The sequence below is a fragment of the Shewanella sp. SM29 genome (assembly GCF_025654245.1).
GTDB lineage: Bacteria > Pseudomonadota > Gammaproteobacteria > Enterobacterales > Shewanellaceae > Shewanella > Shewanella oncorhynchi.
In genome coordinates, this window is sequence record NZ_JAKKRN010000006.1 from 1 (window position 1) to 17,988 (window position 17,988).

At 44.4% G+C, this 17,988-nt stretch carries 12 protein-coding genes and 2 rRNA genes; 6 read left to right on the forward strand and 8 right to left on the reverse strand.

What is annotated here, in order from left to right; all coding sequences use genetic code 11:
* The 3 genes from L5L77_RS05580 to L5L77_RS05590 form a co-directional block, all read left to right on the forward strand.
* Nucleotides 1–203: ribosomal RNA gene (locus tag L5L77_RS05580) — 23S ribosomal RNA — on the forward strand; the annotation flags it as partial.
* 188 nt (nucleotides 204–391) lie between these two features.
* Nucleotides 392–507 (forward strand): 5S ribosomal RNA (gene rrf, locus L5L77_RS05585).
* Between the two features lie 299 nt (nucleotides 508–806).
* Nucleotides 807–3,257, forward strand: coding sequence for a GGDEF domain-containing phosphodiesterase (locus L5L77_RS05590; RefSeq protein ID WP_263141238.1), 2,451 nt, complete (start codon nucleotides 807–809; stop codon nucleotides 3,255–3,257).
* Here the strand turns inward: L5L77_RS05590 and L5L77_RS05595 are convergent.
* The gene (locus L5L77_RS05595; protein WP_198573810.1) at nucleotides 3,214–4,197 is read right to left on the reverse strand and encodes an alpha/beta fold hydrolase; all 984 of its coding nucleotides are present in this window, start codon (nucleotides 4,195–4,197) and stop codon (nucleotides 3,214–3,216) included. The two genes, L5L77_RS05590 and L5L77_RS05595, sit on opposite strands and share 44 nt — an antisense overlap.
* A 95-nt stretch (nucleotides 4,198–4,292) precedes the next feature.
* Entirely contained in the window at nucleotides 4,293–6,104 is a 1,812-nt protein-coding gene (locus L5L77_RS05600; protein ID WP_263186453.1) for a DUF885 domain-containing protein, read from the reverse strand.
* A 210-nt stretch (nucleotides 6,105–6,314) separates the two neighbouring features.
* Here L5L77_RS05600 and add point away from each other — a divergent pair, with 210 nt between their 5' ends.
* On the forward strand, nucleotides 6,315–7,310 hold the full coding sequence (gene add / locus L5L77_RS05605) for an adenosine deaminase (protein ID WP_219235140.1): 996 nt from the start codon (nucleotides 6,315–6,317) through the stop codon (nucleotides 7,308–7,310).
* A 96-nt stretch (nucleotides 7,311–7,406) separates the two neighbouring features.
* On the opposite strand, the gene hemN is transcribed toward add, so the two are convergent.
* The 5 genes from hemN to L5L77_RS05630 all read right to left on the reverse strand — a co-directional run bounded on the left by hemN (nucleotide 7,407) and on the right by L5L77_RS05630 (nucleotide 12,315).
* The gene (gene hemN / locus L5L77_RS05610; RefSeq protein WP_263182235.1) at nucleotides 7,407–8,783 is read right to left on the reverse strand and encodes an oxygen-independent coproporphyrinogen III oxidase; all 1,377 of its coding nucleotides are present in this window, start codon (nucleotides 8,781–8,783) and stop codon (nucleotides 7,407–7,409) included.
* Between the two features lie 261 nt (nucleotides 8,784–9,044).
* Complete coding sequence (locus tag L5L77_RS05615) at nucleotides 9,045–9,512, reverse strand: DUF2489 domain-containing protein (protein ID WP_212599427.1); 468 nt, start codon at nucleotides 9,510–9,512, stop codon at nucleotides 9,045–9,047.
* Nucleotides 9,513–9,585: 73 nt separating this feature from the next.
* Entirely contained in the window at nucleotides 9,586–10,146 is a 561-nt protein-coding gene (gene yihI, locus L5L77_RS05620) for a Der GTPase-activating protein YihI (RefSeq protein ID WP_105250763.1), read from the reverse strand.
* 90 nt (nucleotides 10,147–10,236) lie between these two features.
* A complete protein-coding gene (locus L5L77_RS05625) occupies nucleotides 10,237–10,875 on the reverse strand; it encodes a class I SAM-dependent methyltransferase (protein ID WP_105250762.1) in 639 nt (212 codons plus the stop codon).
* A gap of 816 nt (nucleotides 10,876–11,691) precedes the next feature.
* On the reverse strand, nucleotides 11,692–12,315 hold the full coding sequence (locus L5L77_RS05630) for a c-type cytochrome (protein ID WP_105250761.1): 624 nt from the start codon (nucleotides 12,313–12,315) through the stop codon (nucleotides 11,692–11,694).
* A 167-nt stretch (nucleotides 12,316–12,482) separates the two neighbouring features.
* Here L5L77_RS05630 and yihA point away from each other — a divergent pair, with 167 nt between their 5' ends.
* The gene (gene yihA / locus L5L77_RS05635) at nucleotides 12,483–13,142 is read left to right on the forward strand and encodes a ribosome biogenesis GTP-binding protein YihA/YsxC (RefSeq protein WP_006079362.1); all 660 of its coding nucleotides are present in this window, start codon (nucleotides 12,483–12,485) and stop codon (nucleotides 13,140–13,142) included.
* Nucleotides 13,143–14,164: 1,022 nt separating this feature from the next.
* Here the strand turns inward: yihA and polA are convergent.
* Complete coding sequence (polA, locus tag L5L77_RS05640; protein ID WP_263186452.1) at nucleotides 14,165–16,933, reverse strand: DNA polymerase I; 2,769 nt, start codon at nucleotides 16,931–16,933, stop codon at nucleotides 14,165–14,167.
* A 387-nt stretch (nucleotides 16,934–17,320) separates the two neighbouring features.
* On the opposite strand from polA, the gene elbB reads away from it, so the two are divergent.
* A complete protein-coding gene (gene elbB / locus L5L77_RS05645) occupies nucleotides 17,321–17,983 on the forward strand; it encodes an isoprenoid biosynthesis glyoxalase ElbB (protein WP_113940152.1) in 663 nt (220 codons plus the stop codon).
* Nucleotides 17,984–17,988 lie beyond the last annotated feature (5 nt).

Genomic DNA, 17,988 nt, shown 5'->3' on the forward strand with positions numbered 1-17,988 from the left:
GCCCGGTAGCTAGCCCGGTAGCTACGTTCGGAATCGATAACCGCTGAAAGCATCTAAGCGGGAAGCGAGCCCTAAGATGAGTCATCCCTAGGAATTTAATTCCTCTAAAGAGCCGTTCGAGACTAGGACGTTGATAGGCATGGTGTGTAAGCGTTGTGAGGCGTTGAGCTAACATGTACTAATGACTCGAGAGGCTTAACCATACAACCCAGATGGGTTTTATACACAGCCTTAGACAGAATATCGACACTTGATGAAGTGGTCATAAAATGCTCCTGCATTTATGACATCAAGTACATCCTTGTACTTGTTGAACTCAAACAAAGCAAATCAGCTTTCCGAATTATTATTAGCGTGAGCCAGCGATGGACACGGTAATAAACAGAATTTGCTTGGTGACAATAGCCTTGTGGAACCACCTGATCCCATCCCGAACTCAGAAGTGAAACGCAAACGCGCCGATGGTAGTGTGGGGTCTCCCCATGTGAGAGTAGGTCATCGCCAAGCGCCTAATTATCTCATTGAGATGTAACCAAGCCAGCTGAATAAGCTGGCTTTTTTGCGTCTGCAATTTGTAAAATCGTCATTTAAAGACCAATGCTATATAGCATTATTCTATTCATTTTAGTTTTGGTTCTTCTGCTAGTTCTTTACATTTTTTCCTTCCTTTATTTCAGACTTTTATACTCTAAGTTGATTATTTACATGAAGATCTCGCTTAGTTTGATAAGTCCTTTTGCTTAGTGGTTCGTTTCCCGTTAGCATACAAAAATATTAATTTTTTTGTTAACGGCCATCTGTTGCCTATGCTTCGTAAGCTTTCGCTCGCGGTACTGCTTCCTCTTTGTATGCTGACCCTATATTTAGTGTTGGTCATAGGCGAGTACCTGTTCGAAAGTGACCAAGTTAGGGCTGAACTTGCGCAGCGACAATCGGCTTTGATAAATCAACAGTTGTTCCGCATGCAGAATGTGGTTCAATCGGCGCAAGCTTTACAGGATGTAGAGCGGATTGAGCAGGAGGTTTCCTTAGCTGCGCTGGATATGGGCACTATGGTGTATATCTTGGTTGATGCTGAAAGCCGTATTCGTTTTGCTAATCATACTGTGTGGCGTGATAGCAATGCGACTCAAGTCATCGATGGTTATGATGTAGACCTTCACCGCTCTGTGGTTCAAGCTTTTCTTCCGCAGATCCTCGTTAATCTCGACCGTTTAACTATTCAAGCATATTATCCCGTTCTTCCCCAGTATGGTGGGGCTGTTGATTTGATTTATCTTGAAGCCGATTTAGCGCCTTTAGTTGCCGAAGCTTCCGCTAAGTTACAACAACGTTTTATGCGGGTTTGGGGGCTGGGTGGATTATTACTCATTGGTTTTACCTTCATTCTCTATTTCCTATTGATCCGTCCATTCCAAATATTAAGCGAGGCCGCTAAACAGGTAGGGACTTCTTCCTTTTCGACATCGATACCTTGGAGTTCATCTGAAGTTTTATCTTTGCAAGCCAGTTTGCAGCAGGCACATGAGCGTTTAAGTCGGGCAGTTAAACAGCTCAATGACAGTGAATTGCGTTGGTTATTTGCTGTGGAAGGTTCGCGTAACGGTATTTGGGATTGGGATATTAGTACTGGGGAGGTTTTTCTTTCTGATCGCTGGAAAGAGATGATTGGTTATGAGCCTGATGAATTGGCTGGAGTATTCCAGACATGGGAGACGCGGCTACATCCCGATGATAAGCAGATTGTGTTAGATGCTTTGCAGGAATACGTTAGCGGAAAGAGTAAAGAATTTGAAAGTGTTCACCGCTTACGCCATAGAGATGGCCATTATGTGTGGGTATTAGACCGCGGTATGTTAGTTGATTGGGATCCCCAAGGGCGCCCGACTCGCATGATAGGCATTCATATGGATGTGTCAGAAAGCGCGAAGAACCATGCTGCAATTACTGAGCTTGTAGATCAATCTGTTGTCGGTCGCAAGATGTTGCCCGATGTCTTTATGGTGCGTTTATCTCAATTTTTAACCCAAGGTAATAGTTCGGGGCAATGGGGGGCATTGCTGCTCGTTGAGGTGGATCGCTTAGGATTGGTCGCCACTTTACATTCCCATGAATTAGAGCGCTTGTTAACGCAAATCGCGGCCCGTTTATCGAGTTATTTCACTGAAAATATAACGGTCGGTCGATTAGAGTCTGGTAATTTCGTTTTGCTTGCTAAAGATTTAGCGGCAGATGCGTCAGCCGCTGCTCGTCGTGCTTTAGCCCTTGCGAGTGAGTTAAGGCAAGTGATTGCTCGACCATTCCATTACGGTCATCATCACTTTGAGCTGAGCGCGTGTGTGGGGATCTGTTTACTCGATAGTATAGAAACCTTAGATCCTGCTTTAGTCATGCGTCGTGCCGAGTTGGCAACGTTAAGCGCTAAGCAAGCAGGTCAAGCTGGGTGCGCTTTTTACCATGCTGAAATGGACTTTCGCCAGAGCCGTGATGAGCTGTTGCAACAGGAATTACAAACCGCATTACAACAAGATAGCTTAACGTTAATGTTCCAGCCTGTGATCAATGCGACCAGTGAACTTGTCTCGGCTGAAGTGCTCACGCGTTGGTATCGTGCTGATGGAGAGTTTATTCCGCCAGCTGAATTTGTGGCGTTAGCAGAACAAGGGGGAATTATTGCTGAGCTTGATCTTTGGGTGGCAAAGCGGGTGTGTCTGTTTATTCAGAAATCGCGGGCTCAAGGAAGGAGTTTGCCTCCTTTGACTCTCAATATCAGTGCATTCTCATTTGGTCAGGCTGATTTTGTTGATGCATTCGTTGGGTTAGTTAAGGAGCATGGTATTGTGGCTAATCAACTGGGTATTGAGCTCAATGAGGCCGCATTGTTAATGCAACCACAGTTTGTCGATGAGCGTGTCTCTAAGTTAGTTGAAGCAGGTGTAGGCATCATCCTCGATCATTTCGGTTCGGGTTTGAGTGCCTTGAGCTGCTTAGCTAATCAGCCATTAGTTGCGGTTAAATTGGATATGAGTTGTATCGATTCATTAACCACAATGCCAACAAAAGTGAATGTACTTATTACCTCTGCGCGGCAATTCAATTTGAGCGTTGTCGCCAAAGGTGTCGAATCATCCCAACAATATCAAGCTTTTGTTGAACTAGGCTGTGATGGCTATCAGGGCTATTTATTCAGTCGAGCTTTAAACCAAGCGGACTTTATCCAGCTTGTTTGTCCTCGTCCTTTATTGCGTAGCGTTTAAAGAAGTCGAGAGCATAGTTTAAGGCTTGGTTTCGGCAGGCGTCTTTTTCCATAAAAATCTCATGGGCAGCCCCAGCGATTACTTTCAATTGGCAATGGGTACTCACGGCGAGATTCTGGGCCGCATTATCAACAATCTTATCTTCACTCGCTTGCAGTATCAGTATCGGAGTGCGAATTTGTGCCGTTGCCAGTACGCAAGTATCTGCCGCATCTAAAGATTCAGTCAACCAACGGTTAGTGGGTGAACCGAGTTGTAACTTAGGAGCAGCATCATACAATTCTCGGTAGGCTTGGTATCGGCTTTGGCTGTGAGTTAGCTCATTCCCTTTGAATGGAACAGGTTTATAGTTTTGTCCTGCAAGTACATAATTAGGCTCGCCGCCATTGAGTGTGGTATCGAGTTTACTGGCTAACCAGCGTACGAACGCTTTTGGCATAGGTAATTTAATGCCATACATGGGTGCGGAAAATGCCGCGGCGGTAAAAATATCGGGATGCTGTTTGAGATACAAAGTGCCAATCGCGCCACCCATTGAATGGCCAAGTAGCATGAGTTGTTTGTCGTTTTGTGGTAACACTATCTTCTGCATAAATAGTGCAAAATCATCAATATAATCATTGAATCTTCGCACATGGCCCATGTGTGGATTGATTGTCATACGATCCGATAGCCCTTGGCCACGGTGATCTATGGCATAAACAGAGTAACCTTGTTGGTATAAGTCGAAGACCAATTCTTGATACTTTAAATAGGACTCGACTCGGCCACTGCTGAGAACGATTGCGGTATGCGCTTGGGGATGTTTGACCATCATATAGGCCAGCGTGACGCCGTCGGCAGAGGCTAGCGTGTCTTGAACAACGCTTTGCCAGAAGGCTTGCTGCTCTGAGGTATTTAAATCGTGTTCAGTCGAAAATGTCGCTTTGGCTTGGCTCATACTCAGTCGCAAATCATTTGGCTTGAATGGTTTGTTAGAGTGTAACAGACAACCATGGGAGTCTGAAAATACCGACTCCCATGAATTTCATTAACTTAGCGTGTCGCCTTTTTCGCTTCAATAAAATCATTGATTTGCTGTTCGAGGATCGACATAGGCACAGAGCCATTTTCGAGCACAGCATCGTGGAAGGCACGAATATCAAATTTGTCGCCGAGTTCCTGTTCTGCCTTGGCACGTAATCGTTTGATTGTTAACTCACCAATTTTGTAGGACAAGGCTTGTCCTGGCCACGAAATATAGCGGTCAATTTCGGTAGTGACATTGTGCAGTGATAGTGCGGTATTGCTGGCCATAAAGTCGATGGCTTGTTGACGACTCCACCCTTGGGCATGCATGCCTGTGTCTACGACTAAACGCGCCGCCCGCCACATTTCATAGGTTAGGCGGCCAAAGTTACTGTATGGATCTTGGTAGAAACCCGCTTCTAAACCTAAATATTCGCAATATAGCCCCCATCCTTCACCAAAGGCAGAGATATAGCCATAACGACGGAAATCTGGGAGTGAGGTTAGCTCAGAGTTGAGTGAAATTTGCAGATGATGACCGGGTACGGCTTCGTGCAAGGTTAAGGCTTCTAGCTCGTAGAGTGGGCGCTTATCCAATGCATAAGTGTTGACCCAGTAGTAACCGGGTTCATCATCGCTGTTCGATCCTGAATATCGCCCTGTGGTGTATTTCGGTGCAATTTCGGCGGGCACTGGTGCTATACCATAGGGCTGGCGTGGGAGTTTGCCGAAGTACTTAGGCAGCATGGCATCGGCTTTTTTGGCAATAAATGCCGCTTCTTTGAGTAACTGATCGGCACTGGTGGTGTAGAACTGGGGATCGGTCCGCAGGAAATGTAAGAAGTCGGCAAAGCTGCCTTTAAAGCCAACGGACTTGATGATTTGCTCCATTTCTTGGCGGATACGTTGTACTTCTTTTAAGCCCAGTTCATGCACTTGCGTCGACGTCATATTCAAGGTCGTATAGTAACGTACCCGATTCTCATAAAACTCAGCACCGTTAGGTAAGCTACTGGCTGCGATATTTTCCCGTGCATTGGGAATGTACTCTTTAGTCATGAAATCATAGAAGTTTTGATATAGCGGTAGGACTTTTTGCTCGACTAAAGCGCGACCTTCTTGGGTTAGCTGAGTTTTTTGTGCCTCACTGAAATAGTTGGGATATTGCGTAAAAGGTTTGAAATAACTGCTCTTTTCAACAGGGACGATATAAGCGCTGATACTGTCTTCAAAGCCATTGAGTGTCACTTTTGGCGGCGTTATTCCCTCGGCTAATCCTTGTTTTAGCCAGTGGGTTTGCTGGGCGAAATAGGTCGGGAGTGCATTGAGTTTGGCGATATAGTTGCGGTAATCCTCAAGGGTGTTGAATCTTCCCTGTGCGATTGACGTGATATAAGCGTGGAAGCCGCTTTCCGCCGTAATGGGCAGGTAATAATCCTTGAAACGATATAGGTCGATATCGTTTTGGATCTGATCTTCCAGTATTTGAGCGTTAATCTTATCTTCTTTACTCAAACTGCTGCGGTCGAGTGCTTTGAGCTGCGCTAGTACTGCGATTTGACCTTGATTAAGCTTAGCGAGCGCGGCTGGCGAGAGATCCGTTAATTTTCCTGCGGCACTGGCATCGTCCATGCTGTAAGCCATTTCAGGATTCGCACTGAGCTGTAATTGCCAGCTTTGGTCGATAATCGCTTGCAGCGCGGGAGCGATTGGCTCAACTTGCGACTGTGCTGCTGATATTGTCTGTGACGATGGGGTTTGAATATTTTTTGTGGTTTGAGTGGCACTGCAGGCGCCTAATGCGCATATCAATAAACTGGGGGTTAAGAGTTTATGCATGTTAGATCTCTGATATTTTCGTTGTTATTGAAGTCATTATGCCTGATGAATGCGGCCGTTCCTTGTATGGATATTAAGCAGAATTGTGACTGAATGTGAATTTAAATGCGTTTAGCGCATAAATGCCCCCGAAAATGCGTGTTAAACTTAGTGTCCGCCCGCGACCAAATAACAAAAGCATTGGCTGGGTAGTTCAAATAGGGGTTAAATATGATTGATACATCCATTCCATTGGTGGATCTGCATCGTCACCTAGACGGTAATGTGCGGGTAAATACCATTTGGGAACTAGGACACCAACACGGCATTGCGCTACCTGCCGATTCTTTAGAGACGCTCGCACCTTTTGTGCAAATTCAGGGGAAAGAAACTAGCTTAGTCGCCTTCTTAAAGAAGCTCGATTGGATGGTTGCCGTACTCGCAGATTTGGATGCAGTTAAACGCGTCGCCTATGAAAACGTTGCCGATGCGGCGTTATCTGGCTTAGATTACGCTGAGTTACGTTTTAGTCCTTACTATATGGCGATGAACCATAAGTTACCGATTGAAGGCGTAGTTGAGGCGGTAGTTGACGGCGTTAAAGCGGGCTTAAAAGACTATAACGTGAAGATCAATTTGATTGGCATTATGTCACGTTCATTTGGTCAAGCTGCTTGTACTCAAGAACTTGAAGGCTTACTCGCCCATAAACAACATCTCGTGGCTATGGACTTAGCCGGTGATGAATTAGGCTTCCCTGGCGAGTTATTTAACGATCACTTTAAACGTGTTCGTGATGCTGGCCTTGCGATTACGGCTCACGCCGGTGAAGCTGCGGGTTCACAAAGTATGTGGCAAGCGATTCAAGAACTTGGCGCAACTCGAATTGGTCATGGGGTGAACGCGATTCACGATCCTAAGCTGATGGAATATCTTGCTAAGCACCGTATTGGCATCGAATCTTGCCCAACCAGTAACTTGCATACTTCTACTGTGGCTTCTTACGCTGAGCATCCATTCAGAACCTTTATGGATGCAGGCGTGTTGATAAGCCTAAATACCGATGATCCCGGTGTGAGCGCTATCGATATTAAGCATGAGTATCGTATCGCCAAATCTGAACTCAAGTTAACCGATGCTGAGTTAGCGCAGGTGCAACGTAACGGCGTTGAAATGGCATTTTTATCGGACAGTGAGCGCAAAGCACTTTATGCCGCTAAGGCATAAGTCGATTCTGAGTCGTTACTAAAAATTGCAATGAATAAAAAATCCGACTCTAGAGTCGGATTTTTTGTGAGCGTTTGCGAGTGCAGCAATAAGCGTTTAGATCACGCGTGAGAACTGTTGCTGACGCGCTTTTTGACGATAGTAAAGATCGAAGCACATACAGATATTGCGGATCAATAAACGGCCAGTAGGGCTGATAGTGATCTGTCTGTCGACGATTTCAACTAACTTATCATCGATAAATGTCTGCATTAACTTAAGATCTTCCGCGAAATAGGTTTCGAAGTTAATCCCCAGTTTCTCATCAATTTTCGCCATATCCAGTTCGAAGTGGCAAATCAGCTGTTTAATCACTACACGGCGGATTTCATCGTCACGGTTTAGGCTGCAACCTTTCCACAAAGCATGGCCTTCCTTATCTATGGCCTCATAGTAAGGGCGGATATCTTTCTGGTTTTGCGCATAGCAATCGCCAATCTGACTGATGGACGATACGCCAAGACCTAACAAATCACATTCTTCTTGGGTTGTATAACCTTGGAAGTTGCGGTGCAGTCTGCCTTCGCGCTGTAACTTGGCTAACTCGTCATCGGGTTTAGCAAAGTGGTCCATACCGATATATTGGTAGCCTGCGCCAGTTAAGGTCTCGATAGTTTGGTGCAGCATTTCGAGTTTTTGTTTTGGCGAAGGTAAATGCTCGTCTTTGATCTTACGTTGAGCGGCAAAGCGCGCAGGTAAGTGAGCATAGTTAAATACCGACAGACGGTCAGGCGATAAATCTAAAACGCGCTGCATAGTGACGGCAAAGGTTTCTGGCGTTTGGTGTGGCAAACCATAGATTAAATCTATGTTGGTCGACACAAAACCCATGGCTTTCGCTTTGGCCATTAAGTCGAAGATAAATTGCTCGTCTTGTTCGCGATTAACGGCAATTTGCACTTCTTTATTGAAATCTTGTACGCCGATGGAGATCCGGTTAAAGCCCGCTTCTTTCAACGTGTCGAGCATTGACAGTTCTATCTCGCGAGGATCGACTTCAATTGAAAACTCACCTTCATCCGCAAAGTTAAAGTTGGCTTTAATCAATGATGTCAGCTTTAAAATTTGCTCTGGATTTAAGAAAGTGGGTGTACCGCCGCCCCAATGCATTTGGGTCACACTGTAATGTTTGAACAGGGGGGCACGTTTAATAATTTCTTGGCTTAAATATTCAATGTACTGATCGGCTTTGTGTTGGTGGCGGGTGATGACTTTATTACAGCCGCAGTAATAACAAAGCTTGGCGCAGAACGGGATATGAATATACAGCGACAGTTTATCGCTTTTGCTATTTTCAATGGCCGTCAGCAGGTTTTGTTCGGTGAATGTGTCATCGAACTCTAATGCCGTTGGGTAAGAGGTATAACGGGGACCGCTGTAGTTATATTTTTCGATCATCGACTGATCCCAGCTAATCTGAGTGGGCTGCTTCAAGGCGTGTCCTCCGTGGGTAAATTAGCAACAAGCGAAGTATGCAAGGTTCTTAAGTAAATAACCTTGATCTAGGTTGTAAAAATGACGTCTGTCTTTTTAGAAGTTACGCAATATCTATCAAAAAAGTACGCTTGTCTGTCGATATTTGGCGATTTTGTGCGCAGGCTCACGGGAGTAAGGAGGGTAAGATTGGTGCAGGTTTTATCGAGATAACCTCAAAACCACAATATAAGTGGTCTTGAGGTATAGCAATGGGCTGGTTTAATGCATCGCTTTGGCTTGGTAATCCGCCAGTTTTTTCGCATCATCACTGATGCCTTGCTCTAATGCGGCTTCGGACTTCATTCTGATCAAGTCTAACTTCATTCTTTCTTGCTTAGGCAAGGCTTGACGAGCATCCATGATGGGATGATTTTTAATTAACTCAAAGTGTTTGAATAATGAAGGGTAATCGGGAGCCACACGCTCACTTAATGACAGGATTTCAAATAATCGCCCAATCCTGACCACGCCTTCAGAGATCTCACAGCGGTCTTCAATCATGGCGGTGGCGATATAGCGGATATCATCTAAAACTTGGGCACGTTTTGCGTTCGCAGTCACTTCACGCTCGGCTTGTTCAGCCTGCTGACGCTTTTTTTGCTGCTTGAGTTTTAGGATTAAGAAGGTGGCGTAGCTACTTAGCGCTACTATGATGATAAAACCGAGAATAATGATAGTCGTAGACACAGAGACTCCTTATATGAATGGCATAAGGAGCCACAGCTAAAAACTGAGTTCCCTATGCCTTAGCACTGAGAGGTTAGAACTTGTCTTGATAATCTTTTAGTAAGTCAGCGCCTGATTCGAACTTGTCGAACAACTCATCGTCAGACAAAGACTTAGCAGGTGATGAAGGTGTGTCATCATCCATATCGTCGCTAATGCCCAGTTTAATCATCAGAGCTTCAATCTTATTTAGCTGTTGATCTAACCACTTTTGGTCAACCTCGTTGAGGTCGCGGCCTTCTTCAAGCATATCTAACAGCTGATTTAGTCTTGGATCTTCTTCCAATTTCAGCAGTTTTTGCTCGTCAGTCAGCTTAGCTTGTTTCACTTTTGGCTGAGCGGCTTTATCTGTTACCACTGCCGCAGGAATTGCTAAAGCCACAGGCTTTTTACTGCCATGACGCGGGTCTTTTTTCTTAGCGGCCTGCTGTTGCGGCGCTTGCGCTAAAATTAAGCTTTCGTTATGACGACTACCTGATTTATTGCCAGAATCTTTACGTTTGCCAGTCGCTACAGCGCGATCTTGCTTCTTCACTCTTGGCTGTAACTTAGGGCTGTTCTCGCCGCCCTTGCGTGTTTTCTTGCTACGAGACATGGTCTTCTCAATTATTTACAACGTATGGCCTTGCAGACTAAGGGTGAGCTTGTCTACAAGGTGCGAAATTAGGCCGAGTGTTATACCAGATTATGATGTTTTTTGCATCAAAACGAGGTCCTTTGCGGCAAATAATAGTTCAAAATCGCTATTGTTTGCGAGGTACTCGAAGGTTTGTCGCTGATAAAAGCTCACATGGGTGAGGTTGTTCTTATAATGCCACTTAGCAAAACCATCTAATTCAGTCAGTAATGGTGTGCTTATCGCTAACCAACCACCAGAATGCAGTAGCCGAGAGAGCAAAGTCCACTCTTTTATAGGGTTTTGAAAATGCTCAAACACCCGATAACAGCAGATAAAATCATACTCTAGCTTTAACACATCATGATTCGGGGCAAAAAAGGGATCATATTGATTTAACTTGTGGCCCGCATTTTCTATGGTCGTCAGGCTCTCATCATCGAGTATGCGACCAAAATTCAATCCTAATAAACTGCCCGCTTGTTGCTGCTCTAATTGCGCTAACAGCGGCAAAATAAATTGCGATAACTGTTTTTGCTTCGACGCTATGCGTGAACGACCGTATCTTTGCTTCTCTGCCGCGGGGGGTAAATGGCTATTCGCATCCGCAAAGGTTAACTCACATGTCTTGCAAACATAAAAACTCCGCTTTTTATCTTGATGAAGGAGTCGTGTCTGACTGTTATGACAAAGAGGGCATCTGGGCATTGAGTCTGCTGAAGTGGTTATTAAGGCTTTGATTGTACCAATTATATTGGTTGAGTGCACATTTTAGACACTAATGGGGTGTTACAAAAGAAAAAAGGCGGCAGTTAAACTGCCGCCTTACAAAGGGTGCTTTAGCACCTTATCCTGATTCCAAGTATCCATACTTGCTATGCGACTTTCCCGGTCGGTATCCTTCTTTTTTTTACTGCTTTCCCTGCATTATTTTTGTTAATGGTCTTCCAGACACTTTATTTTTTTCTGTCGCCATCCTGACTACAGTTTCCGTAGATGGTCTCGCAACACATCTTTTAAAGCATCGTCATCATTGACGTCGAGTTAACCATCCATGTTACTTAAGTACCTTCCTGTGATAACAAGCATCCAGCCAGTGCATCCTAAGCTTATCGCTTCCTTTGCTACAGTTTACATCATGTAAACTATGTCCTGATGGGGCAAGTTACCCTTAGCGTAAGGTGTTTTGCTAGAAGCAAATTGGCGTTATCGGCCATCCCTTACAAAATTGTGCTGACCTGGATTTCAAGTGGAAATCACGACTCTTGTTATTATTAGAGAGTGGTCTTAAGTATATTATTGTTATTGAGTATCTTTATTCTTATATCTTAAACGTTAATTATACCGAAACCTGTAAGTTATTATTAATCTTTTTGTACAAACAGATGGGTTTATCTCGGTACGGGGCTTATTAAACCGAAATCTGTGATCTATGTCAAGCACGAATCTTTGCAGTTTACGTCCACGTCAACTTTGTGGTGTAAAAAAAGGGTGACAATACACCCTTCTTTTCACTCGCGAAGATTACTTCAGGCTAGAAAGATACTTTGATAGCGCGTCGATATCGCTATCATTTAGTTTTTTAGCCACATCTTGCATCATGCCATTCAAGTCATTATGGCGGCCAGCTTCACGGAATTTTGTCAGCTGGATCTTGATGTAGTTTGCGTGTTGGCCTGCCAACGTTGGAAAACCTGCAAGCTCAGCGCCTTTACCATCTGGGCCATGACATGCCATACAAGCGGTAATGCCACGAGAAACATCACCACCCTTGTAAAGTTTAGCACCTAACTCAGGAACATCTTTTGCTTCAGCCACTTGGATTGCTTGGCTAGAAAAATATGCGCTAATGTCGAGAATATCCTGATCGCTTAGAGGCATTGCCATGCCACTCATGATAGGATCCATACGCCCATCTTTACCGCCAGTTTGTGCTGCGCTACGGAAATCATGTAGTTGCTTTTGGAGGTAAGTGGCGTGTTGTCCCGCAATTTTGGGGTACATATCGATCATACTGTTACCGTCCATACCGTGACAGGCCGAACAGACAATGATTTTCGTTTTTCCCGCTTCAGCATTACCTTCAGCAATCGCAGGTGAAGATATGGCGGCAATTACAACAGACAGCGCAAGAGCTAGCTTTTTCATGGCGTTCCAACTTCTGGTTAAATTATTATCCTGAGCTTACTAGGGTGACCCGCAAGCGTGGTAAAATATGATTAATGTGATCGGAGTAATATTTTACACGAAAACGTGGGAAAGTAAGTAATTCTTCATAAATTATGGTATTGCGTAGAAAAATTTCGGAGTAAATAGTGACTGAATCTCGTATAGATTTTCGTAGGGCAAAGTTTTTAATCAGTGCACCTGACATTGCACATTTGGATCAATATCTGCCCGGCGATGTTGGAGTTGAGATTGCATTTGCTGGCCGCTCTAATGCTGGAAAGTCTAGTGCACTCAATGCATTAACTGAGCAAAAAAGTTTAGCAAGAACCAGTAAAACACCGGGCCGTACTCAACTAATTAACGTATTTGAGTTAGATGCTCAGCGTCGTTTAGTTGACTTGCCTGGTTATGGCTTTGCGCAAGTCCCACTTGCGTTGAAAAATAAATGGCAGCAAGCATTGGGTGAATATTTGCAAAAACGCGCTTGTTTAAGTGGCGTGGTTGTCTTGATGGATATTCGTCATCCATTAAAAGATCTCGATATGCAGATGATTGAATGGGCAGTTGCTAGTGAAATTCCGGTATTAGCTTTGCTAACGAAGTCAGACAAATTAGCTCAAAGCGCTAAGATGAAAACCGTAAATGAAGTGCGTCTTGCACTAAGTGAGTTTGGCGACTGGGTGCAAGTTGAACCCTTCTCATCACTCAAAGGTACCGGTAAGCCTAAAGTGTTGGCAATTCTTAATGAATGGTGTCATCCACAGTGGCTGACTGATGAGTTAGATGCAGCGAATAACGCTGAATAATATCGCCTGTTTTGGTGTACATGGTAGAATTTGACTGTGTATACCTCCTCTTTGTTTTTACTGCAATTTTTTCTCTTTTGTTCAGTCTCATTCCCATCGGTTATTCGTTAATCTCAGGCAAAAAAATAGCCGATGATATTATCATCGGCCAAAAATATTAGCTCTTTTGGGGAGAAGCTAAATTCAACAAGACTCAAGCACCATCAAATTAGCTTCAATGGTTCTCAATGAAACTAGCATACAGCCAATTCACTCCTTATTAAAGTAAATACTCTAAAATTTACTTAAAGTCTGAAAAAAGAGCAAAAAAAAGCCTCAGCAAACAAGTTGCTGAGGCGCCAGAATTTGGCTCATCACTATAAGTGAAATAAAGGTCTGAAAGATAGAACATCTTAACCTCTGTACCCTACGCAGAGAATATTACTCTATTTATCTTTAAATGGAAAACAGTTTTTTCAAAAAAGAGGTAATTATGTGCGCTTGATCTCAGGTTGTGAGTGAAAAAGCATCTCAAACTGATCCTAAAATTTCAGTGAAAATGGTTAATTGGCTGATTTAAAGAGAAAACTCGAAATTTATATACAAAAGTGATCAATATTTGAGATTTGATTTTTTACTCTAATCCTGACCTAAGATTTTGGTGTACGCGTGAGAGAACAACTGTTATGGCATTCTTGAGCATATATGGCTGACTTGAATGCAGTTTCAATTCGAGTAAATCACACCTTTTAATATCCATCTGCTGTGGCAGTGTATCGATGAACTCTACTGCCAAATGTATCAGGTAAAGATTGTTTGGCTGTGAGTGAATCATTTTCTGCCGATGAAGTTTGTCTAACTTAACGAGCTTATTTGTATTGTGAAAGGGTTATTTATGCTGAGTGATGAAAAGGACTCTGTATTGATGTTCTTAGAGGCGATTAAGACTGGAGAGAGCTAATCTGAGCTCAAAATATTGAAGTCAGATTAGCTTTATTTTCAGTTAAATCATATTGATAGTGTTCTTCTGGATATTACTGAGATTAGTGGGCTTCATCCCAGTTATCACCAATGCCTGCTTCGGCAAGCAGTTCAACATCGAGATTAGCTGCTTGCGCCATCAAGGTGCAGATTGTCTTTTTAAGTGCCTCTGCTTTATCCGCATCGACTTCAAACACTAATTCATCGTGAACCTGCATGATCATAGTGATTTCGCCTTGGGTTTCTGTTTTGCCCCACTGGGCAATATTGATCATGGCCTTTTTGATGATGTCAGCAGCCGTACCTTGCATTGGCGCGTTAATCGCAGCACGTTCAGCACCTTGGCGGCGCATCGCATTACGATCACGGATTTCGGGCAAGTAGAGGCGACGACCAAACAGAGTCGACACATAACCTAAGTCAGCAGCACCCGCGCGCGTTTCTTCCATATAACGTAATACGCCAGGATAACGGGCAAAGTAGGTATCGATATAGGTTTGTGCTTCATGGCGTGGGATATCAAGCTGACGCGCCAAACCAAAGGCTGACATGCCATAAATTAAGCCGAAGTTAACCGCTTTGGCACGGCGGCGTTGTTCTGTGGTTACTTCATCAAAGTCGGTACCAAATACTTCTGCAGCAGTGGCTCTATGAATGTCTTTGCCCTCGGCGAAGGCTTTGAGTAAGCCTGCATCTTGGGATAAATGGGCCATGATCCGTAGTTCGATTTGCGAGTAGTCGGCGGCCAAAATTTTACGGCCTGCTGGGGCGATAAAGGCTTGGCGAATACGGCGACCTTCTTCGGTGCGAATCGGAATATTTTGCAGGTTAGGTTCGCTTGACGATAAGCGACCTGTTGCCGCATTAGCTTGATGATAGCTAGTGTGTACGCGACCCGTTTTGGCGTTGACCATCAGTGGCAGCTTATCGGTGTAAGTACTCTTTAACTTAGATAGGCTTCGATGCTCGAGGATCACTTTTGGCAGTGGGAAATCTAAGGCTAATTCGACTAATACTTCTTCCGCGGTCGATGGCGCACCCTTTGGGGTCTTTTTGGTGATCGGATAACCTAGCTTTTCATAAAACAATACTTGCAGCTGCTTAGGTGAACCAAGATTGAATTTTTCACCAGCAATGTCGTAGGCTTTTTCTTCTAAGGTATCGATTTTACGCGCCAGTTCATCGCTCTGTTGGCCAAGTAACATACTGTCGATTAATACCCCTTGACGTTCAATGTCCGACAATACTTGGATTAGCGGTAATTCGACTCCGGTAAACATGGCGGCAAGTTCGGCTTCTTTCTCGAGTCTTGGCCATAAATGTTGGTGTAAACGCAGTGTGATGTCGGCATCTTCGGCCGCATAAGGCGCAGCCGTTTCCAGTGGAATTTGGTTGAAGGTCAGCTGTTTTGCACCTTTACCGGCGATTTCTTCAAAGCTGATATTCTTATGGCCTAAGTACTTGAGCGCTAAACCATCCATATCATGGCGCGAAGCCACTGAGTTGAAAACATAGGATTCGAGCATAGTGTCGAAAGCGACGCCCTGTAGTTTGATCCCTGCATTGGCTAAGATACTGATGTCGTACTTAAGATTTTGACCGACTTTCTTGATCTTTGGATCCTCAAGCAGCGGACGCAGTTTTTCTAACGCGACCGTTTTATCGATTTGAGTCGGTGCACCAACGTAATCGTGGGTCAAAGGAAGATAAGCGGCTTTTCCTGTCTCAACGGCGAAGGAAATCCCGACTAATTCGGCCACCATGTAATCTAAGCTGGTGGTCTCAGTATCGATTGCCATTAAGTCGGCTTGTTTAAGCTTAGCAATCCAAGTGTCTAATTCGGCTTCGGTGAGAATGCAGTCGTACTGTGTTTCAATCGCTTCGACTGGAGATGAGTCTTCTTGCGTTTCTGTGGATGCCGCATCAATTGAGGTATTTGCCGTCATTTTATTATCTAAGACTTCAGCTAACCAACGTTTAAACTCCATCTCGCCGTAGCATTTGATCAGTTCATCTTTGTCTGCTGGCATGAGAGTGAGTTCGTGCCAATCTTGCTCAAGTTCGACATCGGTTTTGATGGTGGCGAGTTCGTAAGAAAGCTTGAGCATGTCGGCATTTTCAATGATTTTCGCCGCCATGGTTTTAGAACCTCTAAAGCCGAGCTCGGCGACTTTTTCGGGTTCCGCTAATAAGTTACTCACACTGCCGGCTCCCGTGAGCATAGCGAGCGCCGTTTTCTCACCTACGCCGGGTAAGCCTGGAATGTTGTCGGCCTTGTCGCCCATCAGCGCGAGTAAATCTATGATACGGTCTGGACCGACACCAAATTTGGTGACGACTTCTTCTGGGCCCATTATGGTGTCTGTCATGGTGTTGATGAGCGTAACGTTCTCATCCACTAACTGGGCCATGTCTTTATCGCCTGTGCTGATAAGCACGGCACGGTTTTCTAAGCTGGCTTGGCGGGCAATAGTACCGATCACGTCATCGGCTTCGACGCCGGAAATCGAAATCAGTGGTAAACCTAGTGCGCGAATAATGCGATGCAAGGGTTCGATTTGCGAACGTAGATCATCAGGCATAGGTGGGCGCTGTGCTTTGTATTCGCTGTACATGTCATTGCGGAAGGTTTTTCCCTTGGCATCGAACACGACTGCGATATGGCTTGGTTGATAACGGGTCAACAAGCTGCGCAACATATTCACTACGCCATAAACGGCACCCGTTGCTTCGCCCTTTGAGTTTGTCAGGTGAGGAGGCGCATAATAAGCGCGATACAAATAAGAAGATCCATCCACAAGCACAAGTGGGTTTTTAGCGACGGTTGGCATAGGTATTTTTCGTTTATCGATGACTTAGATGGCGCTAAGCATGCCACAGAAGCACTATTTCAGCCATGGCAAAATGACTCCCAGCCTGTGGATAAGTCTGTGAGTGAAAAAGTCAACTGAGAATAATGGCGATGATTACGGCTTAGTGCGATTTTTTTAAGTTGTTGTTTTTTATATTTATAAAAGATTTGTGTGAGTTCAATACTGTTTCTTAAAAAATCTTCCCAATTTGTGGATTTTTTATTGACTCCGTAAAATACATCTAAGGATTGGCTTAATTTTCGGCACTCGTCAGATTCGACGAATTAAGTTAGCACGATTTTTAATCAGATCAACTAGTTTGTTTATGGTTTGTTAAAACTTAATGACATAAGAAGGATATTTTTAATGAAAAAAGTCGCAGTGTTACTGAGTGGATGTGGTGTTTTCGATGGAACTGAGATACATGAATCGGTTTTAACGCTTTTATGCTTATCCCGATCAGGGGCTCACTACCAGTGTTTTGCACCAGATATCAAACAGATGCATGTAGTAGATCATCTCACTGGTGAGGTCGATGCTGCTGCAAGTCGTAACGTGCTGGTGGAGTCGGCACGTATCGCCCGTGGCGAAGTCAAAGCGACCACAGAATTAGATATCGCCGAATTTGATGCCTTGATCATTCCCGGTGGCTTTGGTGCGGCGAAAAATCTGTGTAACTTTGCGACGAATGGCAGTGAGTGTGAAGTGGAACCGCTGGTGACTGATTTTATCAATGAGTTCATTCTGGCGAAAAAGCCCGTTGGTTTTATCTGTATTGCTCCTATGATGATCCCGCGTTTATATCCCCAGGGTGTAAAAGGCACTATCGGTAATGATAGCGATACTGTCGCAGCGTTTAATTTGATGGGCGGTGAGCATCAAGTTGCGACAGTACATGAGATAGTCGTGGATGAAGCGAATCGCATTGTCAGCACTCCCGCTTATATGTTGGCTGGTAATATTGCTGAGGCGCATTCAGGCATCGAGAAGCTAGTCGTTAAGCTACTAGAAATGACTGATCAGAGTTAGTTTGA